Origin of the sequence: Wolbachia endosymbiont of Folsomia candida, from assembly GCF_001931755.2 — a bacterium.
GTDB lineage: Bacteria > Pseudomonadota > Alphaproteobacteria > Rickettsiales > Anaplasmataceae > Wolbachia.
Genome location: NZ_CP015510.2, coordinates 191,954 through 218,400 on the forward strand (window position 1 = coordinate 191,954; position 26,447 = coordinate 218,400).

Genomic DNA, 26,447 nt, shown 5'->3' on the forward strand with positions numbered 1-26,447 from the left:
TGTGAAAGGACAAAAATGCTTATTCGTTACTATTGCTGGTTTACCGAATGCTGGTAAATCTACGTTAATTAATAGTATCGTAGGCAAGAAAATTGCAATTGTAACTCCCAAAGTGCAAACAACAAGAACGCAAATGAGAGGAATTGCGGTATTGGGCAATACGCAGATTGTCTTTACTGACTCCCCAGGGATTTTTTCAGCAAAAACTGAACTTGAAAAAGCTTTAGTTAAATCTGCATGGTCAGCAGTTAATGGTGGTGATGTTACTTTATTACTTATCGATGCAAGCAATTATTTGAAAGACATAGAGAGAATCAAGACAATATTCGCACGACTGCAGCGCACAAAAGCACAATGTATTTTAGTTATAAACAAGATTGATTTGATAAAAAAGCCTGAATTAAAGATGGCATATGAACATCTAAATTTATTATATAAATTTGAAAAGATTTTTATAATATCAGCACTAAAAAGTGATGGACTTTCTGATTTAATGAATTATCTCTCTGAAATTGCACCTGCAAGCCCTTGGTTTTATGAAGAAGATCAGATAACCGATTCATCGATGAATTTTTTATCAGCAGAGATTACAAGAGAAAAATTATTCTTGAATTTGCGTGAAGAATTGCCATATTCTACAGCAGTTATAACTGAGCAATCTGAGGAAAAAAAAGATAAGAGTTTAGTTATAAAGCAGATAGTATTTGTATTAAAAGATAGTCATAAAAAAATAGTGATAGGAAAAGATGGAAGTAATATTAGGAAAATTAACATTGAAGCGCGTGCTGAGCTAGAAAAAATGTTTGAGTGCAAAGTTCATCTCTTTTTGTTTATAAAAGTGAGGTCTTGGATTGACCGCCCTGAGGAGTATATAAGTGATGCTTAATTCTTTATTAGTATTTGATATTGAAACTATACCGGATGTAAATCCTTGCAAGAATTTGCTGGATATTGATGAAAACAGCAGCTTAGAGGAAAAAAGAGAGGCATTAACAAAATATCACCTGGAAATAACAAATGGGCAAAATTCTTTTTTGCGTCAGCCATTCCACCAAATTGTAGCCATCAGTTTTTTACTCTGCAATATAAGTCATCGCAGTGGATATGAAGTATTTACTCTGCAGGAAATTAGATCTGGAGGAGCACTAAGTTCTAGTGAAAAAGAGCTAGTGAAAGGATTTTTCAATTATATGTCGGAAAAAAAACCGAGGCTAGTTTCCTTCAACGGGCGCACTTTTGATATACCGGTGCTGAAATATCGCGCTATGGTTCATGGTATTCAGGCGGAATATTTTCATAAAGCTGGTGATAAGTGGAACAGCTATAATCAAAGATACAGTAGTGATTGGCATTGTGATTTGCTTGAGACTCTCTCTGATTTTGGAGCTTCTGCAAGAGTGAAAATGAATGAGGTTTGTGCAGCGTTTAACTTGCCTGGTAAAATCGGAGTTGATGGGTCGCAAGTGATGAGCTTATACGATAGTGGCAGGTTACAAGAAATTAGGGATTATTGCGAAACAGATGTGATTAATACTTATTTGATTTACTTAAAGTTCATGCATCATCAAGGAAGAATTACTACAGAAAGCTATAATAAAAGTGTAGAAGAATTGCTTTTAGAGTGTGAAAAAAAAGAACATCTAAAAAAATTCAAAGAAGAGTGGGAAATAACAAGTGGTGGTAATTTTTATACTGAATCAAAATAAATTGAATGTATGGAGCAATTTAATCATTGCTCCATAATAATGGGTTATAAACACCTTGTAATGTGTAAGAAACTCTCACACGTACTACTTATTTTCTCAATTTTTACTTCCTTAAACCAAGAGGTAATATCATATTCTTCCTTTATTTTCTCAAAGAAATTTTTTGACTCACCAAAAATACGTTCGATTAAATTATCGGCGTAGTACTGAGCGTTTCCTAAAACTGCACAGTTCACTTGATTTAGTATTCTGGCAGGGCGGGAAAAGAAAGAAACAGTATTATTTGACTTAAAGTCTTTTTCCTCCATGTCATTAATAGCTTGATAATAACCATCAATCCTATGAACACCGTGTGTTGGTGGCACTTCAAGTGTTAATGGTTTACCAACATGATCGTAACCAAAACCACATGGTGCTACCATTGGTACCGGATCTTTATCTTGAGCAACTGTAATAGTTTTTTCTTGAAGAACATCATTATAAACTTCACTAGCAGTAAGATCAAAAACTCTTGGGTCACCAAAAGTTGCAACATGAATGTCTTCAGCACCTGCTTTTTTATTAAAATATAAAGCAGCTATTTTAGCAATAGCTCCTCCCATGCTATGACCTGTAAAGTTGAATTTAAGGTCTTTTATCTTTACCTTTTGTTCATTTGCATTAGTTGCTAATATTTTATAAAGGCTAGGCCATGAGTCTTGAAATCCGTAATGAAATCCTCTGTGCACCCTTCCATTGTAGATCTTTTCACCTTCAGGTGAAATTCTCGTAAGAGAAAATATTGCATTAAGATCGATCATTACATCATCAGGATATTTAGTACCTCTGTAAGCGATCGTTACTTCCTTGCCTTTTGTAAAAACAAAACCGGCAAGTCTTTTACCTTCAGAATAGCTTTTCTTCTCAGAATAGAATGGAATAATACTATAGCCTTCATTAATAAATTCAGCTTTGGGTTTATACCCAGATTCAGATAATTTTGTATCATTATTGCCATAGGTCATCTTAGAAAAGGTGCACATCTCCAGTAACTTCTCTTTATTAAATCCAGCAATTTCTGCAACACTTTCACCAGTCTTGCAATAAGGCAAAGAATGTATTTCGTTTTCATCAGGAAGGTTAATAAATTCAAAATTATCGTCGTCTTCTATAATCTCAGAGTCGCTTGCTGCTTCTCTTACTTCAAGATCATTGTTGATTTTTACAATACTAGAATCAGTTCCTTCTTTTTCTACCTTAAGACCACTTATAACCTGGAAACTGCCTAGTGATGTAGAAGTTGATTGTTTAACACTATCCAGTTCTGAACTGGCGTTATCCGGATCAGCACTTGTAGTACCAAACCAATAATTACGTAAAAAGTTAAAATCCATAATGCTTGCCTCACACAAACTAATAAAGTCTTGATTAGTATAACTAACGTTAGTACTGTTGTAAACCTGTATAGTATAAGTAGTATTTTGCAACTACTTATTTTTAAAGGGTTTTCTTTTTTCTGTATTCCAGAGTTATGCGCTGGAATGAAAAAATATATTGGAAGATTTCACAACCTTTCCTGGCAACTTTTATCTATTATCTATAAAAATTTTACTTCCATAAAATGAGCAGCAGAGTTATGATCAGGCAAATCAGAAGATTACACTAAATTTTAGTTAACATGCGTGTTTAGTATGCGAATTTTACTAAAAAATCTGTTTTAAAGGTGTTGCATTTCACTTTTCTTTTCGCTATAAGATTGTTTTAAGTTAACGCTTAGATATTACTTAAAATAAAACATATTAATTTAATTTATTTTGAAATTTTTTGGGGGCACTTCAATGAAAAAGTCTACATATACTAGAACTGCTCTAGCTTCTTTATTAACTCTTTGTTCTTTCGGCTGTTTTGCAGCTGAATTTCCTAGTGAAAACATGAGGGAAATAAAAAAGCAAGAGAGCACTAACACTTCTGGAAAAGCGGAAGTTGTGAAAACATCAAATACAAAGCTAAAAGAAAAAGTGGACAGGATATGCAATGCTGTTCCAAGAAAAAAGGCTGAGGAGGCTAAGAAAAAGGAAGATGCAAAGCTAGTAGCTGAGCAGAAAAAAAAGGATGAAATAAGGCTAGCATCTGAAAAGAAAAAAGCAGAAGAGATCAGGTTAGCAAATGAAAAAAGTGCAAAGCTTAAAGATGATCAAGCTAAGTCTAGGATCTCTGAAGCGAATGCTAAAAAGGCTAAAACAGTAAGTGTCAAAAACTCTACTGCTCAAGATGTAAAAGATAGTGTAAAATCTGCAGTTAATAAAAGTGTAGAGCGCAAAGCAAAGGCAAACCCTGTTGTTTCTGTTGGGGGGGTTGATGTTATAGACACCAATCAAGGCAAAAGTGGTTTGAGGATAACTTTTGGCGGTGTTGTTGATGCTCAAGGTTATGGTAAGGTTGGTCCAAGTGGTGACGATTACAAACGTTATAACGTTATGACAGGCAGATCTACGAAGTACTATGACGTTGATGCAGATAAAATAAAAGGAGCAAATCCAATATTTCCTAGAGGGATAGGAAATATCGGCGATTATAGTGATAATAAGGGTATGCTTACAGATGCGATATTGCATTTGAGAGCTGAAAATAAAAATGAAGATTTAGGCCTTCTTTATGGTGCTGATGTGCAATTCCATGTTCCGGTTACCGAAGGTAAGGGAGCTTCACAAGGTGTTTATGCTGCAAGGGGCAGAAGCGCACATATATTTGTTAATTCAGAATATGGTGATGTAAAACTCGGTTATCAGTTTGGTCCTGAGTCTCTGATGAGACTTGATGCAACGAGAATTGCAACTGCTGACGGAGCTGCAGATAGCGATTGGTTCAGAAAAGTGAACTTAGAAGGAAGCGCTGCAAGCTTTCCATTCTACGTAACACCACGTCTTTATACTGAAAGCTTTTCAAGCGAAAGTGAAAAGCTTTCTTTCCGCATGGCAGGAAGGTACAATAAAGGTGTTATGACTACGTTGCCGTTCAGAGTGGCTTACTACTCACCGAATTATATGGGAGCAAGGTTTGGTATTAGTTACTCACCTCGCTATGATAGTAGTTTGTTTAGTGTAAACGAAGGATCAAGTGCTATTAACCTTGACTCACACGCTGATGACATTGCTGGTAAATTTATAAAAGCTGGTAATTTTTCTTATGCTGAAGCTGGAAAGGCTACTTTAGCAGATGATATAAGTAAGGCAACTGGTTCAATCAAGGGTGCTACAGGTGCTACTGTTGTTGACAAAACAGCAGCAATTGAAGCAGTAGCTACAGCTCTATTTCCTAGTATAAAACAGCCTGTAGCTGCTGATATTGATACTGCAATAAAGAAAGATACTGCAATTCAAGGAATGAAGCCAGGGTTTGATATTAAAAATGAGATTGATATCTCAACATTAGCAGCTACTAAAAAATATGATAATCCAGATGCTTTTAAGGCTGCTTTAACAGAAAAGATTAATGCTAAGAATTCTGATTATATTACTAAGGATGATACAGGAAAAGCTAATGTAGCAGAAGCAAAAGCTGCAGTGAATGCTGTAATAAAAGAGGCAGTAGAAGATTTAATTTCAGACTTAGAATTAAATGCAAGCAGAATAAGTGCTACCAAGAGGAAAGAAATTATAGATAAAGTAAACCAAGTATATGGCAATGCCATTGTACTTGATGCTATAAAAAATGGCCCTCATGGTAGTTCAGCTATCAAGCACGTTGGTCCTGACTATCAGAACATATTCAGTGCTGGTGTGTCGTATGAGTATGACTTTGCTGAACAGAATGTTAAAGTTAAGGCTTCTGCAGTTGGTGAATACGGTCAAGCGAAAGAATCAAACGCTAATAAGCATGTTTATAATGAATATGTAGAATATAACGACCTCATGGGCGTTAACTTTGGTGTCAGTGCTGACTATAAGGTTAATGAAGATCAAAGCGCGAAATTTGCTGCATCTTTTGCATATTTGGGCAAATCTGGTCAACCTAAGGGTATAAAAACGTTGATTTCTGGTGAATATAGGAAACTTCTTGATACTGATGAAAGGGTTAAAGGCTTAAAAGCTCAGTTTGATGGTGATGATAAAAACACTATGTATTGGACTGCTGGTGCTGGTTATCAGTACGAAAATGCGTATACGAGCTTGACATATTTTGGCAGCACAATGAATGATGGCGATATGCTTCATGATGTTGCGCTTGGCGTTCAATATGATCTATCTCCTGCTTGCACTAAGAGCAAATTTGTCCCTTATGCGGCTCTTCATTACTTTATAACTGATGAAAAACAAAAGGCACCCCATAAGGTTGGTAAGAGTGGTGGTGGTGATGCACCTTCTAATCAAGGAGCTCTTCTGCTCACTGGTGTGAAGTTTTCTTTCTAACGGGCAGTACATACCGCGGGGAACTGCGGTATGTTTCTTTTCTGTCATCAAAGTGCTCCTTTTCTTGTCATCCCAGTGCCCAGACACTGGGATCCAGTCTTCTTACTTAATTCATCATATAAATCTTCACAATCCTGGTTTTCTTATTCAATCAAATCAATTTTCTAAATTCATTTAACTAAATTTGATATTATACCAACATCCATTACACTCACTTGAAGTTATATAAACATAGTAGTTTCTCATATATAATGAATAAATTTACTGGATCCCAGATACTGTCTTTGATGTCAAACAAATTATCCAACTAAATTACAATTAAATGGTTGATTGTTTTTAAGAATACCAAAAAAGACATGCATTAATTTTCTCATTAACGCAAGGACTATGACTTTTGGGCATTTACCTTTACTTGCTAGACGCTGACAAAATTTTTGAAAATGATTATTATGGTTTTTGACTACTATAGCTGTCATATAAAGGGCTTTTCGGACGCGCTCAGATCCTATTTTACATATGCAACTTCTCTTACTTACAGACGATCCAGATTCATAATGTCCTGGATTTAGGCCAGCAAAAGCTGTAAATTGCTTAGCATTGTCAAAATTATCAACCGCTGGCATTTCTGCAATAACAGCAACAGCAGTAAGATGTCCTATACCTTTTATAGTCTTGAGGTTTTCTACCATATTTTTTAGATGTGGATAGTGATTTATATGCTCATTAATTTCTGTTTCGAGAACAATAATTTGCTCCTCTATTGCCAAAATTACCTTAGATATAGCTTCTTTGCAGCTGGAATGCATATTTTCATTTTCCAAGCGGTTCATCTGTTGCAATTTATCATTTGTTGCAATTTATCATTTTTTAGCGATTGCATACAACGGTAAAGATCTCTTAAATGCCTCATTTCAGGTGCAATTGGTTTCCAAAGAGCAGGTTTATTCGCAATACAAAATCTAGCTATCATAGCTGCATCTGATTTATCTGTTTTATTTCTGAGCAGCTCACTTTTGCCAAAAGCCTTGATTTGAGCCGGGTTTACTATACTAACATTATGCCCTAAATCGTGCATAAAAGTAGCCAAATCTTCCCCATACCAGCTAGTTGCCTCAAGACACAGATGAATAAGATTTGCTCCATGGCCATTGCACCAAACCACAAGCTTTGCAAAGCCATCCTGATTATTTTGAAAGACTTTGTGTCGTTTTTTATTGTCCATCAGCAAACAAACATCAAATTTCTTTTTTGAAATATCCACACCCAAAATAGCATTTACTTGCATAAAATTACCTCCAAGACTATAAATAAACTGAGAGTTTAGACTAACCTTGTAATACGGGATATAATTCCAAAGATACTGTTCAGTCTTTTAACTCTATGGGAGGGGAGCAAAATCTGGAATTCGGCCTTATTGGCGTTAGTGTCAAGTCGGCTTCACCCTTCCTGCGTGGTATTTTAGCTCTAATGCCTCACATCATAAAGATACAAGTGTCACGCACTGGGATGACGAAAAAAGGGAAAGTTTTATTAATAACTTCAAATCTTTCTGTAGCGATGCAACAAAGCCGGATGACACCAGTAGTTGAGGCTTAACACCCATTCTATCGCTTTACGGGATGTTCGTACAGTTGTGTGTCGATGCACTGGGATGATTGATACTTAATACCCACACTATAGCTTTACAGGATGTCCGTACAGGTGTGGTTTAGGCGTTGTGGGTGATACCAAGGTTGATAATTTATGTTTACTTTTTGTGTAACTAGATGTCTGTATTGGAGTTAATAAAGCCTGAGCTTACCAAATACATCTCTGGAGATTCGGATCTACTTGATTTAGGTTTAAAGTATTTTACTGTTTTAAATATTTTTTTTAGTTCATTATAAAAATCTTTGTCTGATTCTCCTTGAAAGATTTTTACTACAAATTTACCACCACTGCTTAAAAAATGCTTTGCAAAATCAAGCGCTGCTTCACATAAAAGCATAATTCGTATATGATCTAGCGACTTTAATCCGCAAGATCCTGGAGCCATATCAGATAGAATCACATCAAATTTTTGATCTTTGAATGTTTCATTCAAAATTTCAAATTCGTTTATAACATCACATTGTATAAATTCTACACCTTGAATTGCATCCATTGGTTTTAGATCAATAGCAAACACATTTGCGCCTTTCTGAGATGCAACTTGTGACCATCCACCAGGAAAAGCACCAAGATCAACAACTTTTTGCCCCTGTTTAAATAATGCGAATTTACTATCTATTTCTATCAACTTATATGCCGAGCGCGACCTATATCCTTCTTTATTAGTTTTTTGCACATACTGGTCATTTAAATGGCGCTGCAGCCATCTTGTTGAAGATAATTTTCTACCTCTTGCCGTTTTAACTCTGGTTTTTATTGTGAGTACCCTATTTATTATTATTGATTATATCTTTAAGCTCTTTTTCAACCACTTCTTTTACCAATTTATATAGATGTTGATTTAGCCACTCTGACAATTGTGGCTTTAAAAGAGATGTAACTAATTCTTCAATAGTAAGGTTTGGCCTTTTTTGTTGTTGCTGGTGCTGTAATTCGCTTTGCATTTTTCCAAGCAACGTTTTGATCTCTTGCATATTTTCTTTTAAAATTAGATGATCATTATTTTGTGGTTGTAAACCACTGTTGCTGCTGCTCATTTTGATATTATTATGTGAAAAAACTTCTTTTTTCTCTTCTAAGTTATTGTGACTATTGCTACTCAATCGTTGATGATTATTAAATATTGCTCCCTCATTGTGTGGATCATTATTATCGTCCTCTTCTTCACTATCTTCTTCATCGCTTTCTTCTTCTGTATCTTCTAAATACTCGTCCTCAAGATATAATAAGTCCTCATTTGCATCGTCTAATTCTTCTTCATCGCCTGTATTCTTGCCTGATATAGCTTTTTTTATATCTTCTAGGATATCTTTTACAGATTGATTGCCTTGTTCATCACTCATAGTGCTAATACCATTAAATTTAGAGATTTATACGATTTATAATAAAAAGCAAATGATAAACGCTAGTCACATAATTGCTTTTTGCTTCAACCAGACCTGAACGTGCTTTGAATAGTTCATCCTCAGTGTCCAAAAGGTCACTTGTGCTTTTCAAATTTAAGCTTACCTCTTGTTCCACTCCTTCCAATGCTAAAGTTGCTGCTTTTTCTGCTTCGTGACTTGCTTTAATAATAGCTTTTGCTGTTAAAACATTATTCCAAGCATTCACAACCATTTGTTCTACATTCTTCACAGCTTCATAATAATCATAAGTAGATCTTTTTACATCCATTTTAGCTTTACTAACACCAAAAACATTTGCTCCCCTTTTTAAAATTGGAACATCAAGAGTAAGACTAACACTCACACCTTCTGAAAGTCCTTCTATGAAACCTTTATTATCCTGAAAATTTTTACCTGCGCTGAGATGCAAAGAAGGTAGCCACTTGGAGTGCTCAGCAAGAACTTCCATTCCAGCTGCCTTTTTCTGATAAACTGCTGCTTTCAAATTAAGATTATTAGTTTTTGCTAGTTGTAAACACTCATTCAATTCTGGAACAGAGGGCAAGGTGCCATTAGCTTCAGAAAGGTCATATGGATCTTCGCCAATTAAGTGATAGTAGCCAATATTTGCCAATTTTAATTTACCTTCAGCATCTACCCTTTCGGACACGGAAGATGAAAATTTCGCTTTTGCCAATGAAACCTCAGCTCCAGTAACCTCACCAAGAGAAAAACGCTTTTTCATAGCTGACAGGTGCTCCAAAGAAACACGTTCTTTATGCTCTCTCAATTTCAATATTTCTGTTCTTTGTAGAACGTTAACATATGCTTTTACAGCATTCAGAGCAACATCTTGTTTTAGCTGGAGAAATTTTATTTTTTCTGCTTTGAGAAGATATTGTAACCTATTGAATGTAGCAAAGTTGGTACCTCCATCCATTAATTTCTGGTTCAATATCAGGCGTTTTCCAGATGCATTAGATTGACTATAAGGGTAAAGATTAAAGTTACTATCGAAATTATATTGTAAACTTATATCAGGTAAAAATCCAGCAATCCCAGCCGATTTATAGTGCTTCTCTGTGCTTTTGTACTGGTAAAATTGAGATTTAATCTTTGAGCTATTTTTAACTGCTTTACTGATAGCTTCTTCTAAATCAATTCCATAGCAACTTGTAGTGCTCAAAATGGCCGCAAGTATAATAATCAACCGAAACATTTTATTCCTTTTGTACATTGGTTGTGCAGTTAAATTCTTAGCACAAATTGTTTTAATAATCAATACCTAATGTTCTTGACACTATTGAGAAATTAAGTATATATTAGCTTACTGTTGTTTAGTTAAATTATAATGAAGACATTTTTCTTAAAAGAGAAACAAATTGATAAAAAATGGTTTGTCATAGATGCGGATGGGGTAGTGCTAGGGAGGCTCGCAGCTTTTGTAGCAACATTATTACGTGGAAAGCATAAACCTGAGTATACACCTCATATGGATTGTGGCGATAATATAATTATCATCAATGCAGAAAAAGTGCATCTTACTGGAAAGAAACTGAAAGATAAGATTTACTATAGGCATACAGGCTACCCTGGCGGTTTAAAGCAAACCACACCAGCTAACATTTTAAATGGTAAATTTCCTGAACGTGTGGTGGAAATGGCAGTGAAAAGAATGCTTGATGATGGCCCTATGGCACGTAGACGATTTGAAAATTTATATGTGTACTCTGGTCCTGAGCATAAACATCATGGGCAGCAACCTCAAGTGCTAGATTTTGCCTCTTTGAATCGTAAAAATAAAAAATAATGGAGTAAAAATGAAAAGTTCTACGGTAAATAACAATGAAAAGCCGATTAAATCGGCAGTTGATTCCCTTGGTCGCTCATATGCCACAGGTCGAAGAAAAGAATCTGTAGCAAGAGTATGGATAAAACCAGGAAGCGGGAAATTTAGTATTAATAAAAAAGACAAACTTCTGGATTACCTCAAGAGGGAGTCAGTGTGTCAAATAGTAAAGATGCCATTTGTTGTAACTTCCACATTGGATAAATACGATGTATTTGCAACTGTAAAAGGTGGAGGATTATCTGGTCAAGCAGGTGCTTTAGCTCATGGAATAAGTAGAGCTTTAAGTAGTATAAGCCAAGATCTCCATTCTATATTGCGTAATGGCGGATTCTTAACTCGCGACTCACGTGTCGTTGAGCGTAAGAAATATGGTCAACATAAAGCTAGGAAAAAGTGTCAATTTTCTAAGAGATAGCCATTTTGTTATGGTGTTTTTTTACAAATGTTTGCGAATGTATGTGATGTTTTCTATTTTCACAATAAATTTAGTTGACTATCAGCGCCAACATAATATGCTATCTGTGTAATTTTTTTAAATATAAGGTAATTTATGAGTAAAGAAGATATAATAAAAAAACTAAAAGACTATTGTTTATTGGACAAGGTTGAAATAACGAAATCTGATTTGAACAAGATCTATGATGCGTTTATGAAAATCATAAAGGATGAGTTAGATGAGACTGGTGAAATACGTCTACATGGAATAGGAACATTCTCTGCTGTTATCAGAGAGGAGAAACAGTGTCGTAATCCTCAAAGTGGTGAAATGATTACTGTTCCTAGAAAGAAAAGGATGAAATTTAAAGCAAGTAAAACTCTTTTAGATCATTTAAATGAGAAAGAAGAAGTCGGAGCTAACTAAATATTGTTGCTTTCATTGTTTTTATTGCATTATGCAAACCATGAAACACAGCTTCACTAATTAAATAATGTCCTACATTGATAGCTGAAATGTGGGGTATCTCTATAATTTTTTTAGCATGTTCGTAAGTTATGCCATGTCCCGCATGGCATTCTATGTCTAGCTTGTTAATGTACTCTGCGGCATTAGTAATTAACCGTAGCCTCTCTTCTGACGGGCTATTGCAGTAATCTCCTGTGTGAATTTCTATTATATCAGGCTTTAAGTTTAGCTTCTCAAGGTATTCTAATTGATCAATGTTTGGATCAATAAACAGTGAGACTTTGATATTAAAGTTATGCATTTCCTCTATTATACTAGAGAATTTGCTGTACATTCTAACTATATCAAGGCCCCCTTCGGTCGTTAGTTCTTCTCTTTTTTCTGGTACTATACAAATTGAGTAGGGTTTTACTTTTTTTGCTATTTCAAGCATTTCTTTAGTGGCTGCAATTTCAAGATTTAGCTCAATGTTAATGTGCTCTCTTAGATTATGCACATCTTCATCTGTAATATGCCTTCTATCCTCTCGTAAATGCACGGTAATAAAATCTGCTCCGGCATCAATAGCTATTTCTGCTGCTTTGAGTGGGTCTGGGTAGGAAGTTCCACGTGCATTGCGAAGAGTTGCGATATGATCAATATTCACGCCTAGTTTCATATTTTTACCTCGAAAACTATTTCTATCTTTTTACGAAGATTTTATCAGCAATACGCATATCAATTATACTCCAATCACTAAATGTAAAATCAGTTGTATTGTGCAAGTGGTTTAAATAGTCCCACGCGCCATAAGGATTATCTTCAGGAAGTTTTACTGTGAGTTCGTTATCAAGAACAATATTCCACCTTCTGTTTCCTACAGAAATAAAAGAAGAAATTTGGCTACTCAGTTGTGTTTTATTCTCTAATATATCTTTAACAAACTTTAAATTTGACAACGAGTTTTGTCCTGTAATAACAACAAGATTATCTATTAAATCCTTTCTTTCTGCTATCTCAGTGCTTTGATACTGTGATCTATCGTCGACTCTAGCATCGTGTGTTGGAATAACATCGAAGTGGGTTTTGTCAATAATAATTTTACCTTCAGAATCAATTATTGATGTGTTATTATTATCTTGCCACATAGCAAACGGCTCATGTTCCTCTATGTTAATCTTTACAGTATTTGGTAAAATCCTATGAACGCTTACGTTTTTTATCCACTTACTTACAGACTGTATACTATTTATAAGTTTTGAGAGTGATACATACATAATTGGCTCAGCTCTATCTATCAAATTAAAAATGTCCTTCTCATTTGTAAATTTATTGCCGGTAACCACTACTTCATCAATTGTAAATCCATTGTTAAGTAATAAGCTGGATACACATTCGTCACACCAAGTAAAATAATAATTAAATCTATTAGTTATTTTTTCAAGTGAGCTATAGAGGACTAATGTCAGAAAAAGTGTTATTATAATAAACAAAGCACATTTACGCAAAAAACGTCTTTGGCTTCTAGTAACATTGCTCAACATTTACTTGCTCTCTAATCTCATTGTGCTGCAAACTATCTTCAACGATAATTTTCACTAACTCATTAAAATCAATCCCTTTTGCCAATTTTGCAATTTCTGGCACTAGAGATAGCTCAGTAAAGCCTGGGTGAGTATTAATTTCAAGCATTTTTAAAGTGTTGTTTTCAGGATTATAACGAAAATCACAGCGAGAAATAGTTTTACACCCTAAAAATTGATGTGCTTTAAGTGCCTGTTCCAGAGTCATTTGATATATTTCATCAGGGATTTCAGCAGGAAATATATGCTCTGCAAACCCGTTTGTATACTTTGCTTCATAATCATAAAATTTATTTTTTGGCCGTATTTCAATTGTTCCAATTGCTTTACTCAGTAACACAGCGGTGTGTAATTCTACACCTGGTATGTATTCTTCTATGATCATTGAATCTTTTGTTATCCGAGTGCCTTCTTGCCCTGTCATCCGAGTGCCTCTTTCCCATGTCATCCGAGTGCCTCTTTCCCATGTCATCCCAGTGCCTCTTTCCCATGTCATCCCAGTGCTTGACACTGGGATCCATTCTTCTTTTTCCTGGATTCCAGCATCAAGCGCTGGAATGACATCAAATTTCAGTTTTAAATAATCCTCATGCGAGAAAACAATGTGCACTCCGATGCTTGATCCTTCATTAATTGGTTTTAAAACGTACGGGTAATCAACCTTAATATTATTTTTCAGTACATCTTCTGTGCTAATTACGTATCCTTTTGGAGTATCAATATTAAGAGACTTAAATATATGCTTTGACATCACTTTGTTCATAGCAACAGCAGAAGCCATTACTCCAGAGTGTGTATATTTTATACCTAAAATCTCCAGCAAACCTTGAATAGAGCCATCCTCTCCGTAAGGTCCGTGTAGCGCGATAAAAGCAAGATCAGGATTAATCGCTTTAAGTTTCTCAGCAATATTCCTATCAACATCTATTTCTACTGCGTTATATGAAAGGTTATCAAGAGCTTTTTTTATGGCTTTCCCACTCATAAGGGATATTTCTCTTTCACGAGAAAATCCACCACTCAAAACTGCTATAGTCGGAGACATAAATATGCTTATATCTTTTTGTTTCCCTAAAAGATAACAAAATTTCGAAAAAAGTTGAATATAATAAATTACTATGATTAAAATAATGCATGAAGAATATAATGCTCATTGGTGGTGGAGTTGGAAATGCAGTGTTGTTTTCAATAGGCAAGGCGTGCCTTGAAAATAACAATAGAGTTCTATACTTTGCTGGCTATAAAAAGTTAAATGATGTATTTAAACAAGCACTGATAGAGAATGCATCAAGTGTGGTGATTTGGGCATGTGAAGAAGGATTGATCGAAACAAGCAGAGATCAAGATAAATCCTTTCATGGTAATATAGTGGATGCAATGATCTCCTATCAAAAAGGGATGCTAGGTCCAACCACAATTGATTTAAATGCCATAGATAAAATTATTACTATTGGTTCTGACAGAATGATGAAAGCTATAAATGAAGCAAGAAAATCAACTTTAAAATCATATCTAAAGCCAAACCACGTGGCAATATCATCAATCAATTCTCCTATGCAGTGTATGATGAAAGAGATTTGTGCACAATGTGTGCAGCGACATATAGATATAAAAACAGGAGAAGAGAGTTTTATTTATAGTTGCAGCAATCAAGATCAGGATATGGAATCTGTTGACTTCGATTTTCTAAGTCAGCGTTTAAGGCAGAATAGTTTACAGGAAAAGCTCACTGCAAAATGGATAGATTATGCTCAAAGATATTAAACAACAGAAAAAGTGGATAAGAGAACAATACAGAGCTATAAGAAAAAGTATTAATGAGAGATATGCTTGTTATGTAGCAAAATCCATTACTAATCTTTTTCATCAGAATTTAAGTGATGTTAAAGGTAAAACAGTAGCAGCCTACATTCCTATCGATGGAGAAATAAATGTTCTGCCTTTGATGTATAGTTTACTTGATTTAGGTTATAAAATAGCAATCCCAAGCAAAGAGAAGCTACTAAAATTTGAGGAATGGAATAAATCAAGAGGAGATATCATTCCTGATATAATCATTACACCTGTTATCGCTTTTGATGACCATTTTCATAGACTTGGGTTTGGTGGCGGTTGGTATGATAGGATGATGCAAGAGCTGCAGCCACTTGGGAAAATATTTATAGGTATGGCATATGAAAAGCAATATTGTAAAGACTTGCCTACAGAAAAACATGATCAAAGACTGGATGTGATAATAACTGAAACGTGTGTTAGATATAGAAATACACTTGCTATTATTTGAGTGGAGGACTACTCGGATCTCACTTAGTAATTTTGTAATATAATCGTACCAATTTGTTTTTTTGTTAACTTACGTATGTGAATATTATATCTTTATTAATATAATATTCATACTTATATGCTAATATTAATAATTATCTTTGATAAACTAGGGAATTTATTATGAAAAAAGTTTATGAAAATTATTTAAGCGTTCAAAAGCCTCATTATCCTCAGATTATTCAGAATCCTGCAAGTACTATTCATAGATCAATAGGGCATGACGCGAATGAAAAGTGGGGTGAACAAATAGAAGCCATAGGTAAGGCTATAGGAAGCCTCTTCGGATCTCCAACGCATATGTCTTACTTTTACCCATAACTTTGAGAAGTTATTATGTGAAGCATAACCATGCTCTCTCTAAGATTTTCATAGCCTCGCCATAGAGTCATACTTCCTGGTAAATTATCACCTTTTCTATTCATAAACCCACCTAATTTTCCTAACCAAATAATAGCTTGTTTTATGTTTGGAGGTTCTTCGGGCAATGTGGCCACTTGATGCTCACGTATGTAAAGAGCTTTCCACTCTTCATTGCTTAGAACCTTAGTGCAAGCCTCCATAGGATGCGATAAAGCCACTTTTGTTAAATATAAAATTTTAAATGTAATAATGCTCTTTATAGCAATTAATTTCTGTAGCCTTTCCTTTGTAGTTAAACGAGAGCTTTCTATTTTACATCCTGATTTTAAAATTCTAAAGTATTCTTCAATTTTCCATCGTAGCTTATACCAATTTATCCTTTCTATGGCATCTAAAGTGCTATTAACTGGTACATTAGTTAACAAAGTCCAATCGATAGCTTCAACTCCTTTAGGAGGATCCATTTCCTTTGCGCTTACCACATATACAGCGACTTTATCACTTATTTTATGTGCTGTATCTTTTGACCCATAAATGTAAGGCGCTCTGATAGGTATATAGCCTTTCATATATTTTACTTCAATATTTGCTTTTCTTGACTTCTGGTGCCCGTTTTTAGCAACTTCCAAGACGATTTTCTCTTTTACCGGAAGTTGAGCTATGCGTGTTTGCAAATCTGTTTTTCCCTCTTCAGTACAGATAAATTTTCTATTAGCTCGGTTACGGATTACATAAAAACTACCCAATGATTCAGCTATCCATAAAAATTTGAAGATATCTGCTTCCCTATCACCAAGAGTGACAAGTTGTACATCTTTGGAAACGTTATTTATGGTTTCTTTTAGTGTAAAGGTCAACTAATTCGATGACAAAAATGTTAAGATAAAAGAAACATTTTTGAGGGAGTTAGGTATGAGAAGAAACACAGAAGATAAAACTTTAGAGAGAAATTACCAAAGTAAATGGAGATTTTTGATCAAAGAATATGAGCAAACAAAGGCAAAAAAGCATCCATTTTATAGATTTGTAGGCGATTTTTATCACGCTAATGGAATCAACAGACAAACATTCTGTAAATATTATAATAGGTATAGAAATAGCGGATTAGAAAAAGAGTTTTTACCAAGAAAAAGAGGTCCAAGATGGGAAAGTAGAAGAACAGATATTGAAATAGAAAAAGCAGTTATAGAGGAGCGGAAAAAAGGGATAAATAAATATGAAATTTGTGCTATACTAGCAAAAAAGTTGGGCAACAAAACACCTTCTCCATCTGGTATATATAATATTATTAAGAGAGCCGGCATGAATAAGTTGAGCACAAAAGAAAAAGAGGTGAAGAGAAAGATAATCAGGGAAAAAGCTGGAGAATTGGCACATATAGACTGTCATTATTTGAGTAAAGATATGATAATAAATGAGAGCAAAAGATACTATTTAGTGTGTGTAATAGACGATGCAAGCCGTATAGCATGGGCAGAAGTTTTAGAAAATATTCAGAGTCTGAATGTAATGTTTGCAGTGCTCAGATGTTTTAATTATATAAAGCAAAGTTACAGTATTCAGTTCAAAGAAGTAATGACAGACAATGGACCAGAGTTTGCATCAAGAAGTAATTTGGATGGACATCCATTTGAAAGAATGTTAGTTGAAATTGGCTTAAAGCATTTATATACAAGGCCATATAGACCACAAACAAATGGAAAAGTAGAGCGCTTTTGGCGGACTTTAAATGATGATTTGATTGAGGGTACAACGTTTGAGACTGCTCAGGAATTTAAAGATGAATTGTTTAGATATTTAATTTATTACAATGAACACAGGCCGCATCAAGCTCTTGGAGGTATCGCTCCTTTGGGCTTTTTGCAAAATTTGTCAATGAATTAGTTGACCTTTACAATCCCAGTGCGTGACACTTGTATCTTTATGATGTGAGGCATTAGAGCTAAAATACCACGCAGGGAGGGTGAAGCCGACTTGACACTAACGCCAATAAGGCCGAATTCCAGATTTTGCTCCCCTCCCATAGAGTTAAAAGACTGAACAGTATCTTTGGAATTATATCCCGTATTACAAGGTTAGTCTAAACTCTCAGTTTATTTATAGTCTTGGAGGTAATTTTATGCAAGTAAATGCTATTTTGGGTGTGGATATTTCAAAAAAGAAATTTGATGTTTGTTTGCTGATGGACAATAAAAAACGACACAAAGTCTTTCAAAATAATCAGGATGGCTTTGCAAAGCTTGTGGTTTGGTGCAATGGCCATGGAGCAAATCTTATTCATCTGTGTCTTGAGGCAACTAGCTGGTATGGGGAAGATTTGGCTACTTTTATGCACGATTTAGGGCATAATGTTAGTATAGTAAACCCGGCTCAAATCAAGGCTTTTGGCAAAAGTGAGCTGCTCAGAAATAAAACAGATAAATCAGATGCAGCTATGATAGCTAGATTTTGTATCGCTAATAAACCTGCTCTTTGGAAACCAATTGCACCTGAAATGAGGCATTTAAGAGATCTTTACCGTTGTATGCAATCGCTAAAAAATGATAAATTGCAACAGATGAACCGCTTGGAAAATGAAAATATGCATTCCAGCTGCAAAGAAGCTATATCTAAGGTAATTTTGGCAATAGAGGAGCAAATTATTGTTCTCGAAACAGAAATTAATGAGCATATAAATCACTATCCACATCTAAAAAATATGGTAGAAAACCTCAAGACTATAAAAGGTATAGGACATCTTACTGCTGTTGCTGTTATTGCAGAAATGCCAGCGGCTGATAATTTTGACAATGCTAAGCAATTTACAGCTTTTGCTGGTCTAAATCCAGGACATTATGAATCTGGATCGTCTGTAAGTAAGAGAAGTTGCATATGTAAAATAGGATCTGAGCGCGTCCGAAAAGCCCTTTATATGCCAGCTATAGTAGTCAAAAACCATAATAATCATTTTCAAAAATTTTGTCAGCGTCTAGCAAGTAAAGGTAAATGCCCAAAAGTCATAGTCCTTGCGTTAATGAGAAAATTAATGCATGTCTTTTTGGTATTCTTAAAAACAATCAACCATTTAATTGTAATTTAGTTGGATAATTTGTTTGACATCAAAGACAGTATCTGGGATCTAGCAAGCGAAGGTTGCATATAATACGTTGTTGGCATTGAAAATATATAAATAGATTCTAGCGTCACGCGCTAGAATGACAAAGGCGTGTAGTATTTTTGAGCTATGCAACAAAGCCGGATGACAGGAGGAGTGCTAATGAAATGACACCAAAGGTTGATGTTTTTGGTTTACTTTCTCGCTAAATTAGACGTTCGTACAGTTGTGGATTTATTCGCGGTATCTCAGCATAGATCCCGCTGACAAGCAGCAGGATGACGAGGTTTTTCGATTATTAATGGCTTTGTTGCATAGCTACTTTCTCATTTCCTTTCCCAAGAAATTAGATCATGCAATCAACTGAAATTTAGCGATGCCAATATTAATAAATTCATTGAGTAAATTGCATTTTATTATTACTTCGTTTCTGCGATTTTCTTCCGATTTGTTCTTTAAATGAAATCCAAATATACGCTTAAATCTCCAAAAAAAACCCTCTATGTGAGCCCTTTTTCCATAATTTACATCTTTTTTCCACACCTCTACACCTTCTGCGTGATTTTTATGCATTTTTATTAATTTAATTGCTTCATTTCGATCACACATATAGTCGAATTTTGAACATTCTACTGCATTAACATACTTACTTTTACCCACAAATATAAAAAAGCTAGTAAAATAGCAAATTCATATATTTGATAAAGGGTTTAAAAATGTACGGAGTAAATACAAATACGCAATATACTGATAGCTTAGGGGACAAATGGCTAGAAAGAGAGTTGAGACATGTTAATCTGGGAGATATAAGGCTTAATAAGAGGCTTATTACAACAAGTTATCTTATAGAGCGTAAGGCATCTGGATCAATTAATCAAAGTTGTGGTGGATGGAAAGAAGCTAAGGGCGCGTACAGGTTGTTTAGTAATGAAAAGCTTGAGGCCGAGAAAATTTATTCTTCTCATCATAAAGAAACAGCGGAAAGGATAAAAGGAAATAAGCTTATATTTTCAATCCAAGATACTAGTTATTTGGATTTTGACTCTCATATAAATACCAAAGGGCTAGGCAGTATTTCTAAAGCTTATACAAAGCATAAAAAGGGTTTGCTGCTGCATAGTGCCTTAATGGTCAGTAAAGAAGGATTACCTTTAGGTTTATCTTCTCAACAGTGCTGGGCGCGTCCCGCTAGAAAAGAAGAAACAGCAAAAGAAAAAGCAAATAGGAAATACCGTACTTCTATAGAGGAGAAAGAAAGTTATAAGTGGATAGCAGCACTAAAAGAAACCATAAATAACGTTTCCAAAGATGTACAACTTGTCACTCTTGGTGATAGGGAAGCAGATATCTTCAAATTTTTATGGATAGCTGAATCATTGGGTAGTTTTTATGTAATCCGTAACCGAGCTAATAGAAAATTTATCTGTACTGAAGAGGGAAAAACAGATTTGCAAACACGCATAGCTCAACTTCCGGTAAAAGAGAAAATCGTCTTGGAAGTTGCTAAAAACGGGCACCAGAAGTCAAGAAAAGCAAATATTGAAGTAAAATATATGAAAGGCTATATACCTATCAGAGCGCCTTACATTTATGGGTCAAAAGATACAGCACATAAAATAAGTGATAAAGTCGCTGTATATGTGGTAAGCGCAAAGGAAATGGATCCTCCTAAAGGAGTTGAAGCTATCGATTGGACTTTGTTAACTAATGTACCAGTTAATAGCACTTTAGATGCCATAGAAAGGATAAATTGGTATAAGCTACGATGGAAAATTGAAGAATACTTTAGAATTTTAAAATCAGGATGTAAAATAGAAAGCTCTCGTTTAACTACAAAGGAAAGGCTACAGAAATTAATTGCTATAAAGAGCATTATTACATTTAAAATTTTATATTTAACAAAAGTGGCTTTATCGCATCCTATGGAGGCTTGCACTAAGGTTCTAAGCAATGAAGAGTGGAAAGCTCTTTACATACGTGAGCATCAAGTGGCCACATTGCCCGAAGAACCTCCAAACATAAAACAAGCTATTATTTGGTTAGGAAAATTAGGTGGGTTTATGAATAGAAAAGGTGATAATTTACCAGGAAGTATGACTCTATGGCGAGGCTATGAAAATCTTAGAGAGAGCATGGTTATGCTTCACATAATAACTTCTCAAAGTTATGGGTAAAAGTAAGCATTAACATATGGTGGAATAATGGGTTTGATACCTATTTCTTTGCACAATTTATAAAGCTTCCGTCTATCATATGCCCTATCTGCATATAATGTTTTAAAGTTATTATTGGTGCTTTTTAATAAATCACAAGCTCCGCTATGATCAGAATATGTACCGCTACTATATCTTGCAGCTACTACTTTTTTACTATTTATATCAATTATAGCATGCAACTTACGAACCTGATCATACCCGCTATATTTTCTTGTTTTATCCTTATTCTTGCGGCGTTCATGACAACAGCCGTTGTCATAAATATTGATGCTTGTGCTATCTATGGCAATTTCAATATCATCTATACTATTTTTATCCTTTCTATTATCTATAATTTTAAGATTTAATTGAGATAATCTCCTGGAAGCTTGCGAAAAACTGATGATTTGTAGGTTTTTACCTATGTTTTTTAGATATCCTTTTATAAAACCTACTGTCTGTCTGAGAGCGAGATTAAAAATATAGCGCACTACGTGCACCACAATTATCGTTTTATCACTATAAATTTTATTACCACCTTGTACTTTCTGCCCAATTTCATACCAATTTGGAATAGCATTATTTATGTAGTCAAAAAAATCTCCCCTTTTTCAAGAAATCTATTATACTCATTATGGTTAGTGACTCTCATTCTTTGTGACATGGCTATTTTTGTGCTTAATTATAACCATTTTACAATAAAATCAGTCGTTAACTATTACATTTTCTAATTGCTATGCAACAAAGCCATTATTAATCAGTAAACCTGACCTGTGTTAGCTATATCACTCTGAAACTGCATATCTAAGATTCTTTTTTAGCAAATTCTGTTTTGATTTTAAAATCTTCTGTTAACTTCGTAGAGTATACTTCCTCGTTATCTTGATTATAGAAAGTAAATTCATGATCATCTAAATTTAGCACTGCAAAACCAAAACCGAAAAAATTTCTTACCTCGTGTGCTAAGTAGCTTTTACCATTTGAGTAGTCAAATTCTACGTTTTTATAAATAGGTTCTTGATCTTGAGCATGCAATAATGCACCACCATTTCCAATTATAATCTGGTCTGGAACATTATTCATTAATAAAATCTGAGCTATATGAATGTGGCCAGAAACTACAGCAGAAACGTTACTTGGAAATTTGTCCCCAAAAGCTTCAATTTGTGCAAGGTTTCCATGGCTTTCAAATGTTAAAATTTTCTTTTTCGGAGATCTCCACAAAGGTCTGTGAGTTAAAAACCATATAGGTTCATTAGGACCATATTGCGTTAGCTTATCAAATTGTTTCTCAAAGGCATCAATTTCATTTTGAGTTGTGAAAATATCTTCACCGGACGAGGAGTCAAATATAAAAAATCTCATTGGTCCAGCATCTAAAGACCAACTAGAAACGAAGTTTTCACATTTTTTAGAGGAAAATGGGTATGGGTCTAAATATCTAAACCACCCCTCATAGGCCCTATCACAATTTTCATGATTTCCTCGGACAAAAAGGAATGGAGACTGTAGAGATATATCCTTTGCTGGCTCAAACCAATCAGTATACCAAGCTTCCTTGTTATACCCGTAGATATCACCGCACTTTTTTGTATTCCTACACTTTGTCTTTCTATAGTGATAATCGCCAACATGGATAATTAAATCTGGTTTGTGAATGGCAATTGAATTCAAATTTTTTTTTAGTGGCCAACTATCTACTGAATTACATTCTTGCTGAAATAGCATATTTATTCTACAGCCTGTATCACCGATAAAAGCAATTTTATTGATCTTTTTTGGTAATGTAGGAACTTGTACATTGTCAATACTAACGTCTTTGGCATCTGTTTGTATTAAAAGTTCACAAACTTTTTCAATATTGTTTCGATTATTGACTGAGGTACGATCCAGCATTTCTATCTCTTCGCCATCAACATGAGCAATAGGGCATGTTTCATCATCTATGATCGCGCGTACGCTTAACTTATTTTCCGGAATAACTTGAGACCACGTGTATAATACTTCTGAATGAGCAGAATGGAAGCTTGGTATAAGAGATAAGGCCAAAAAAATAAAAACATTAACTATATTCATTCGTATAAAAACCCAAGTTAAAAAATAATAGTAAAATTATCTTAAATAGTTAAAATTTACAATCACAAAATTCATAACCATATTATAATGGTAATTTTCTAATTATTCTAGTATCAGGTTGACATTTTAAGCAGGAAATTCTAGAATGATTAAGTAATTTGAAATAGTTATATAATAACCAGCATATAACGAAAGTGCGGCCGTGGTGGAATTGGTAGACACGCAGCGTTGAGGTCGCTGTGGCTCATAAGGCCTTGGAAGTTCAAGTCTTCTCGACCGCACCAATTTTCTTATTGCCATTTAATGTGGGTAAAATGTTTATAAAAAACCAAGATAGAAATAAAGTAGAAAGAGCTATTAGTGAAACTAGGCGCGGCCTGCCAATTATATTACATGATGATGAAGATAATTACCTATTAGTAGCTTCTGCTGAAACTTTAGAACAGAATTTGTTCGACCAGTATAAATTTATATCAGATAGTGTATATATTACTTTAACTTCAAGTAAGGTAAAATACATATCCCAAAATGAAGAACATAGTGGCAAGCGCTTATTAATAAATAATTTTGTTGAACTGCAAAATTTAATAAACTGTACGCAAGAAAATCACATAAAAGAGTTACAATGCTCAAAATCAATCGATAATTATGCTATTTCTTTGCTTAAACTCTCAGAATTACTTCCATACGCATTAGTTGCTGATATGCGTTTTAAAAATAAACACGAAATGCGAAATTGGTGTGATGAAAATGATATTATTATGCTGCACACATTACTCATAAATAATTTTGAGCGGAACCAGAATATATATGAAGTCTGCAAAACGTCATTATTTTTAAAACAAACTCAAAAAGTAAATATCATAGCTTACAGAACTGAGAGTGGCGAAAAAGAGCATTATGCAATCATTATTGGCAATCCGAATAAAGATAATGAACCATTAGTCAGAATTCACTCTTCGTGCTACACAGGTGATTTGTTAGACAGCTTATCATGTGATTGTAGAAGTCAGTTACACCAAGCTATTCACATGATATCTGATCATGGAAACGGCATTATATTATACCTAATGCAGGATGGAAGGGGTATTGGTCTAACTAATAAGTTAAGGGCGTATAATATGCAGAGGGAACATAACCTTGATACTGTGGATGCAAATAGAATATTGGGTTTTGAAGATGATGAAAGAAGTTTTGTTGTTGCAGCAGAAATGCTTAAGAAACTCAATATAAAAAAAATTCAATTACTCACAAATAATACCAGAAAGTTGTCAGAGTTGGAAAATAGCGGTATAGAAATTACAAAATGTATACCTCTTATTGTGGAGCGTAATCAATATAATAATTCATATATGGAGACGAAGTCTGATAAATTGGGGCATAGATTAAGGGTTTCTTAGCTTTTTTGTTGTAACTATTTTGTTAATTTGCTATGTTTGTTAATATAGGTTAAGATTTTTAGAATGCTAAAATTTTTCAAGCGAAAAGACAGTACCGAATCATTAGATAGGGACATAAATTGGAATTCGAGCCGCTATAGCACAGTTGCTGCTCAAAGGAATGTTTTACTTTTATTTGCATTAATATTATTAGCAGCAATTTCTATCAGCATATTAGCTATATTTAAAATTAGCACTAATAGCACTATTGAGCCATTTGTTATAGAAATTGAAAAGAAGTCAGGAATAGTGCAATTGGTTGATCCTGTTACAGTGAAACAATATTCCGCAAATGAAGTATTAAATAATTATTTTATTACAGAATATATAAAAGCAAGAGAGGTTTTTGACCCATATCATTACAATTATAACTACTATACAAAGGTGAGGTTATTTTCCTCATCAGGCGTATATAATGAGTTTAGAAATTATATAAGGTCACAAAATTTGGATGATCTTTTTAATTTATATTCAGACTTTGTCAAAAATGAATTTAAAGTTCGCTCAATTCAAAAATTGGGTAATGATGCTCTTCAAGTGAGATTTACTATAGAATTCACAAGAAAGGATGGCAGTTCTACAAGAAAAAATAAAATAGTTATTATGTCATATAGGTATGCATCACTTGAAATGGATGATCAGCAAAGATATATTAACCCGTTAGGGTTTCAAGTTATTTCTTATAGGGTAGATGATGAATATGTATAGAATATTGTTAGTTTTAGCTTTACTAATAAGCTGTAATTTAAACGCATCTATTAACTACAGTAAGCCTATTTCTGTAGATAGCAGAATAAAAACTCTTGTGTACAACCCCAATGAAGTATTTACAGTGGTTTTTAGTCAAGGCTATTATTCTTATATCGAATTCGCAGAAGGAGAAAAAGTCAAAAACATCGCTGTTGGTGACGCATCAAGTTGGAAAATTAATCCTTATGAAAATAAGTTGCTTATAATGCCATTTGAAGTGAGCAGCCGCACTAACATGATTATTACAACAACTAAAAAAAGGAACTATATTTTTGATTTAATCTCAAGGCCTAACTACGATAAACATCCAGAAACTGATGCCGAAAAAGTAAGTCATGATTATTCCGCTGAAAAGGATATATCTTACATAGTACGTTTTTACTATCCTCAAGATGCAAATGAATTTGACGTTGATTTAGGTGAAATATCTCCACCTACTCAAATGCAACATATAGTGAAAGAGCCAGAAATGGTGATACAAGAAAATGATACGAAGTATAACTATACGTATCTTGATGAGGGTAGTAATGAAGATATCATACCGGTTGAGCTGTTTGATGATGGTTATCTAACCTATTTTAAATTTAAAGATAATAATAAAATACCTCAGATTTTTGTCGAAGAAAAGGATAAAACTAGGTTGCCTTATAAGAGGTTATTATTTGATGATTATATCATAATAAAAGGAGTGCATAAGAAATTGTTTATGCGTTATGAAGATGACGAAGTTGAAATTATAAATAAGTCACTTTAGCTGTGGT

Annotated in this window: 24 protein-coding genes, 1 tRNA gene and 3 pseudogenes; 16 read left to right on the forward strand and 12 right to left on the reverse strand. The window is 34.2% G+C overall.

Annotation, left to right across the window (positions count from 1 at the left end; all coding sequences use genetic code 11):
- Position 1 precedes the first annotated feature (1 nt).
- Both era and ASM33_RS00915 read left to right on the forward strand, forming a co-directional pair.
- On the forward strand, positions 2–886 hold the full coding sequence (gene era, locus ASM33_RS00910; RefSeq protein ID WP_110409439.1) for a GTPase Era: 885 nt from the start codon (positions 2–4) through the stop codon (positions 884–886).
- Positions 879–1,706, forward strand: coding sequence for a 3'-5' exonuclease (locus tag ASM33_RS00915; RefSeq protein WP_110409438.1), 828 nt, complete (start codon positions 879–881; stop codon positions 1,704–1,706). Before era ends, ASM33_RS00915 begins: the two co-directional genes overlap by 8 nt.
- A 44-nt stretch (positions 1,707–1,750) precedes the next feature.
- Here the strand turns inward: ASM33_RS00915 and ASM33_RS00920 are convergent, their stop codons facing one another.
- On the reverse strand, positions 1,751–3,079 hold the full coding sequence (locus ASM33_RS00920; RefSeq protein WP_110409437.1) for a lipase family protein: 1,329 nt from the start codon (positions 3,077–3,079) through the stop codon (positions 1,751–1,753).
- Between the two features lie 444 nt (positions 3,080–3,523).
- On the opposite strand from ASM33_RS00920, the gene ASM33_RS08625 reads away from it, so the two are divergent.
- Positions 3,524–6,094 carry a WD0745 family porin gene (locus tag ASM33_RS08625; protein ID WP_237342925.1) on the forward strand — a complete coding sequence of 857 codons (2,571 nt, stop codon included), beginning with the start codon at positions 3,524–3,526 and terminating at the stop codon, positions 6,092–6,094.
- A gap of 299 nt (positions 6,095–6,393) precedes the next feature.
- Here the strand turns inward: ASM33_RS08625 and ASM33_RS08925 are convergent.
- Positions 6,394–7,379: pseudogene (locus ASM33_RS08925) on the reverse strand (IS110 family RNA-guided transposase).
- A 182-nt stretch (positions 7,380–7,561) separates the two neighbouring features.
- Here ASM33_RS08925 and ASM33_RS08780 point away from each other — a divergent pair.
- Positions 7,562–7,690, forward strand: a complete 129-nt coding sequence (locus ASM33_RS08780) for a hypothetical protein (RefSeq protein ID WP_257791003.1) — start codon at positions 7,562–7,564, stop codon at positions 7,688–7,690.
- Between the two features lie 166 nt (positions 7,691–7,856).
- Here the strand turns inward: ASM33_RS08780 and ASM33_RS00950 are convergent, their stop codons facing one another.
- The 3 genes from ASM33_RS00950 to ASM33_RS00960 all read right to left on the reverse strand — a co-directional run bounded on the left by ASM33_RS00950 (position 7,857) and on the right by ASM33_RS00960 (position 10,348).
- The gene (locus ASM33_RS00950) at positions 7,857–8,420 is read right to left on the reverse strand and encodes an RlmE family RNA methyltransferase (protein WP_179947423.1); all 564 of its coding nucleotides are present in this window, start codon (positions 8,418–8,420) and stop codon (positions 7,857–7,859) included.
- A 91-nt stretch (positions 8,421–8,511) separates the two neighbouring features.
- The gene (locus ASM33_RS00955; RefSeq protein ID WP_112477183.1) at positions 8,512–9,087 is read right to left on the reverse strand and encodes a DUF2497 domain-containing protein; all 576 of its coding nucleotides are present in this window, start codon (positions 9,085–9,087) and stop codon (positions 8,512–8,514) included.
- Between the two features lie 19 nt (positions 9,088–9,106).
- Complete coding sequence (locus ASM33_RS00960; RefSeq protein WP_110409432.1) at positions 9,107–10,348, reverse strand: TolC family protein; 1,242 nt, start codon at positions 10,346–10,348, stop codon at positions 9,107–9,109.
- Positions 10,349–10,480: 132 nt separating this feature from the next.
- Between ASM33_RS00960 and rplM the strand changes: the two genes are divergently transcribed.
- From rplM to ASM33_RS00975, 3 genes are all read left to right on the forward strand, one after another.
- Positions 10,481–10,939 carry a 50S ribosomal protein L13 gene (gene rplM / locus ASM33_RS00965; protein ID WP_112477185.1) on the forward strand — a complete coding sequence of 153 codons (459 nt, stop codon included), beginning with the start codon at positions 10,481–10,483 and terminating at the stop codon, positions 10,937–10,939.
- A 10-nt stretch (positions 10,940–10,949) separates the two neighbouring features.
- The gene (gene rpsI, locus ASM33_RS00970; RefSeq protein ID WP_110409430.1) at positions 10,950–11,396 is read left to right on the forward strand and encodes a 30S ribosomal protein S9; all 447 of its coding nucleotides are present in this window, start codon (positions 10,950–10,952) and stop codon (positions 11,394–11,396) included.
- A gap of 135 nt (positions 11,397–11,531) precedes the next feature.
- Positions 11,532–11,843 (forward strand): HU family DNA-binding protein, encoded by a 312-nt coding sequence (locus tag ASM33_RS00975; RefSeq protein WP_110409429.1) that lies wholly within the window; start codon positions 11,532–11,534, stop codon positions 11,841–11,843.
- On the opposite strand, the gene ASM33_RS00980 is transcribed toward ASM33_RS00975, so the two are convergent.
- Genes ASM33_RS00980 through ASM33_RS00990 form a run of 3 tightly spaced genes read right to left on the reverse strand, consistent with a single transcriptional unit; the run spans position 11,836 to position 14,498 of the window.
- Positions 11,836–12,543 carry a pyridoxine 5'-phosphate synthase gene (locus tag ASM33_RS00980; protein ID WP_110409428.1) on the reverse strand — a complete coding sequence of 236 codons (708 nt, stop codon included), beginning with the start codon at positions 12,541–12,543 and terminating at the stop codon, positions 11,836–11,838. The genes ASM33_RS00975 and ASM33_RS00980 overlap by 8 nt on opposite strands.
- 22 nt (positions 12,544–12,565) lie before the next feature.
- Positions 12,566–13,408 carry a cell division protein FtsQ/DivIB gene (locus ASM33_RS00985; RefSeq protein WP_110409427.1) on the reverse strand — a complete coding sequence of 281 codons (843 nt, stop codon included), beginning with the start codon at positions 13,406–13,408 and terminating at the stop codon, positions 12,566–12,568.
- Positions 13,389–14,498: a D-alanine--D-alanine ligase gene (locus tag ASM33_RS00990; RefSeq protein ID WP_237342984.1), complete on the reverse strand. Its 1,110-nt coding sequence runs from the start codon at positions 14,496–14,498 to the stop codon at positions 13,389–13,391. Before ASM33_RS00990 ends, ASM33_RS00985 begins: the two co-directional genes overlap by 20 nt.
- 83 nt (positions 14,499–14,581) lie before the next feature.
- Between ASM33_RS00990 and ASM33_RS00995 the strand changes: the two genes are divergently transcribed.
- Positions 14,582–15,211, forward strand: coding sequence for a ferredoxin reductase domain-containing protein (locus tag ASM33_RS00995; protein ID WP_110409426.1), 630 nt, complete (start codon positions 14,582–14,584; stop codon positions 15,209–15,211).
- On the forward strand, positions 15,195–15,731 hold the full coding sequence (locus ASM33_RS01000) for a 5-formyltetrahydrofolate cyclo-ligase (RefSeq protein WP_110409425.1): 537 nt from the start codon (positions 15,195–15,197) through the stop codon (positions 15,729–15,731). The genes ASM33_RS00995 and ASM33_RS01000 overlap by 17 nt, the downstream gene beginning before the upstream one ends.
- Before the next feature lie 349 nt (positions 15,732–16,080).
- Here the strand turns inward: ASM33_RS01000 and ASM33_RS01010 are convergent, their stop codons facing one another.
- Complete coding sequence (locus ASM33_RS01010; protein ID WP_110409331.1) at positions 16,081–16,989, reverse strand: IS4 family transposase; 909 nt, start codon at positions 16,987–16,989, stop codon at positions 16,081–16,083.
- A 40-nt stretch (positions 16,990–17,029) separates the two neighbouring features.
- Here ASM33_RS01010 and ASM33_RS01015 point away from each other — a divergent pair, with 40 nt between their 5' ends.
- Positions 17,030–18,016 (forward strand): integrase core domain-containing protein, encoded by a 987-nt coding sequence (locus ASM33_RS01015; protein ID WP_157956347.1) that lies wholly within the window; start codon positions 17,030–17,032, stop codon positions 18,014–18,016.
- A gap of 235 nt (positions 18,017–18,251) precedes the next feature.
- A pseudogene (locus ASM33_RS01020) lies at positions 18,252–19,219 on the forward strand (IS110 family RNA-guided transposase).
- A gap of 358 nt (positions 19,220–19,577) precedes the next feature.
- On the opposite strand, the gene ASM33_RS01025 reads toward ASM33_RS01020, so the two are convergent.
- The gene (locus ASM33_RS01025; RefSeq protein WP_237342907.1) at positions 19,578–19,886 is read right to left on the reverse strand and encodes a transposase; all 309 of its coding nucleotides are present in this window, start codon (positions 19,884–19,886) and stop codon (positions 19,578–19,580) included.
- 56 nt (positions 19,887–19,942) lie between these two features.
- Between ASM33_RS01025 and ASM33_RS01030 the strand changes: the two genes are divergently transcribed.
- On the forward strand, positions 19,943–21,400 hold the full coding sequence (locus tag ASM33_RS01030) for an IS4 family transposase (RefSeq protein WP_110409219.1): 1,458 nt from the start codon (positions 19,943–19,945) through the stop codon (positions 21,398–21,400).
- Here ASM33_RS01030 and ASM33_RS08630 read toward each other — a convergent pair.
- Positions 21,394–22,085: pseudogene (locus ASM33_RS08630) on the reverse strand (IS5 family transposase); the annotation flags it as partial. The gene ASM33_RS01030 and the pseudogene ASM33_RS08630 overlap by 7 nt on opposite strands.
- A 140-nt stretch (positions 22,086–22,225) precedes the next feature.
- Positions 22,226–23,497, reverse strand: a complete 1,272-nt coding sequence (locus ASM33_RS01040; protein WP_110409422.1) for a metallophosphoesterase — start codon at positions 23,495–23,497, stop codon at positions 22,226–22,228.
- A gap of 196 nt (positions 23,498–23,693) precedes the next feature.
- Here ASM33_RS01040 and ASM33_RS01045 point away from each other — a divergent pair.
- From ASM33_RS01045 to virB9, 4 genes are all read left to right on the forward strand, one after another.
- Positions 23,694–23,781 (forward strand) — tRNA-Leu (locus ASM33_RS01045).
- Positions 23,782–23,811: 30 nt separating this feature from the next.
- Entirely contained in the window at positions 23,812–24,897 is a 1,086-nt protein-coding gene (locus ASM33_RS01050; protein ID WP_110409421.1) for a GTP cyclohydrolase II, read from the forward strand.
- A gap of 63 nt (positions 24,898–24,960) precedes the next feature.
- On the forward strand, positions 24,961–25,644 hold the full coding sequence (locus tag ASM33_RS01055) for a VirB8 family type IV secretion system protein (protein ID WP_110409420.1): 684 nt from the start codon (positions 24,961–24,963) through the stop codon (positions 25,642–25,644).
- Positions 25,631–26,440 (forward strand): P-type conjugative transfer protein VirB9, encoded by an 810-nt coding sequence (gene virB9 / locus ASM33_RS01060; protein ID WP_237342986.1) that lies wholly within the window; start codon positions 25,631–25,633, stop codon positions 26,438–26,440. The genes ASM33_RS01055 and virB9 overlap by 14 nt, the downstream gene beginning before the upstream one ends.
- Positions 26,441–26,447: the final 7 nt, after the last annotated feature.

What these genes read in the sequence shown, in the direction of transcription:
- ASM33_RS00995 (WP_110409426.1), top strand. Translation starts at nt 14,582, where the DNA reads ATGAAGAATATAATGCTCATTGGTGGTGGAGTTGGAAATGCAGTGTTG.
- ASM33_RS01030 (WP_110409219.1), top strand. Translation starts at nt 19,943, where the DNA reads ATGTACGGAGTAAATACAAATACGCAATATACTGATAGCTTAGGGGAC.
- ASM33_RS01040 (WP_110409422.1), bottom strand. Translation starts at nt 23,497, where the DNA reads ATGAATATAGTTAATGTTTTTATTTTTTTGGCCTTATCTCTTATACCA.
- ASM33_RS08625 (WP_237342925.1), top strand. Translation starts at nt 3,524, where the DNA reads ATGAAAAAGTCTACATATACTAGAACTGCTCTAGCTTCTTTATTAACT.
- ASM33_RS00915 (WP_110409438.1), top strand. Translation starts at nt 879, where the DNA reads ATGCTTAATTCTTTATTAGTATTTGATATTGAAACTATACCGGATGTA.
- ASM33_RS01000 (WP_110409425.1), top strand. Translation starts at nt 15,195, where the DNA reads ATGCTCAAAGATATTAAACAACAGAAAAAGTGGATAAGAGAACAATAC.
- ASM33_RS01055 (WP_110409420.1), top strand. Translation starts at nt 24,961, where the DNA reads ATGCTAAAATTTTTCAAGCGAAAAGACAGTACCGAATCATTAGATAGG.
- ASM33_RS00975 (WP_110409429.1), top strand. Translation starts at nt 11,532, where the DNA reads ATGAGTAAAGAAGATATAATAAAAAAACTAAAAGACTATTGTTTATTG.
- rplM (WP_112477185.1), top strand. Translation starts at nt 10,481, where the DNA reads ATGAAGACATTTTTCTTAAAAGAGAAACAAATTGATAAAAAATGGTTT.
- ASM33_RS08780 (WP_257791003.1), top strand. Translation starts at nt 7,562, where the DNA reads ATGCCTCACATCATAAAGATACAAGTGTCACGCACTGGGATGACGAAA.
- ASM33_RS00980 (WP_110409428.1), bottom strand. Translation starts at nt 12,543, where the DNA reads ATGAAACTAGGCGTGAATATTGATCATATCGCAACTCTTCGCAATGCA.
- ASM33_RS00955 (WP_112477183.1), bottom strand. Translation starts at nt 9,087, where the DNA reads ATGAGTGATGAACAAGGCAATCAATCTGTAAAAGATATCCTAGAAGAT.
- virB9 (WP_237342986.1), top strand. Translation starts at nt 25,631, where the DNA reads ATGAATATGTATAGAATATTGTTAGTTTTAGCTTTACTAATAAGCTGT.
- ASM33_RS00985 (WP_110409427.1), bottom strand. Translation starts at nt 13,408, where the DNA reads ATGTTGAGCAATGTTACTAGAAGCCAAAGACGTTTTTTGCGTAAATGT.
- rpsI (WP_110409430.1), top strand. Translation starts at nt 10,950, where the DNA reads ATGAAAAGTTCTACGGTAAATAACAATGAAAAGCCGATTAAATCGGCA.
- ASM33_RS00960 (WP_110409432.1), bottom strand. Translation starts at nt 10,348, where the DNA reads ATGTTTCGGTTGATTATTATACTTGCGGCCATTTTGAGCACTACAAGT.
- ASM33_RS00920 (WP_110409437.1), bottom strand. Translation starts at nt 3,079, where the DNA reads ATGGATTTTAACTTTTTACGTAATTATTGGTTTGGTACTACAAGTGCT.
- ASM33_RS01050 (WP_110409421.1), top strand. Translation starts at nt 23,812, where the DNA reads ATGTTTATAAAAAACCAAGATAGAAATAAAGTAGAAAGAGCTATTAGT.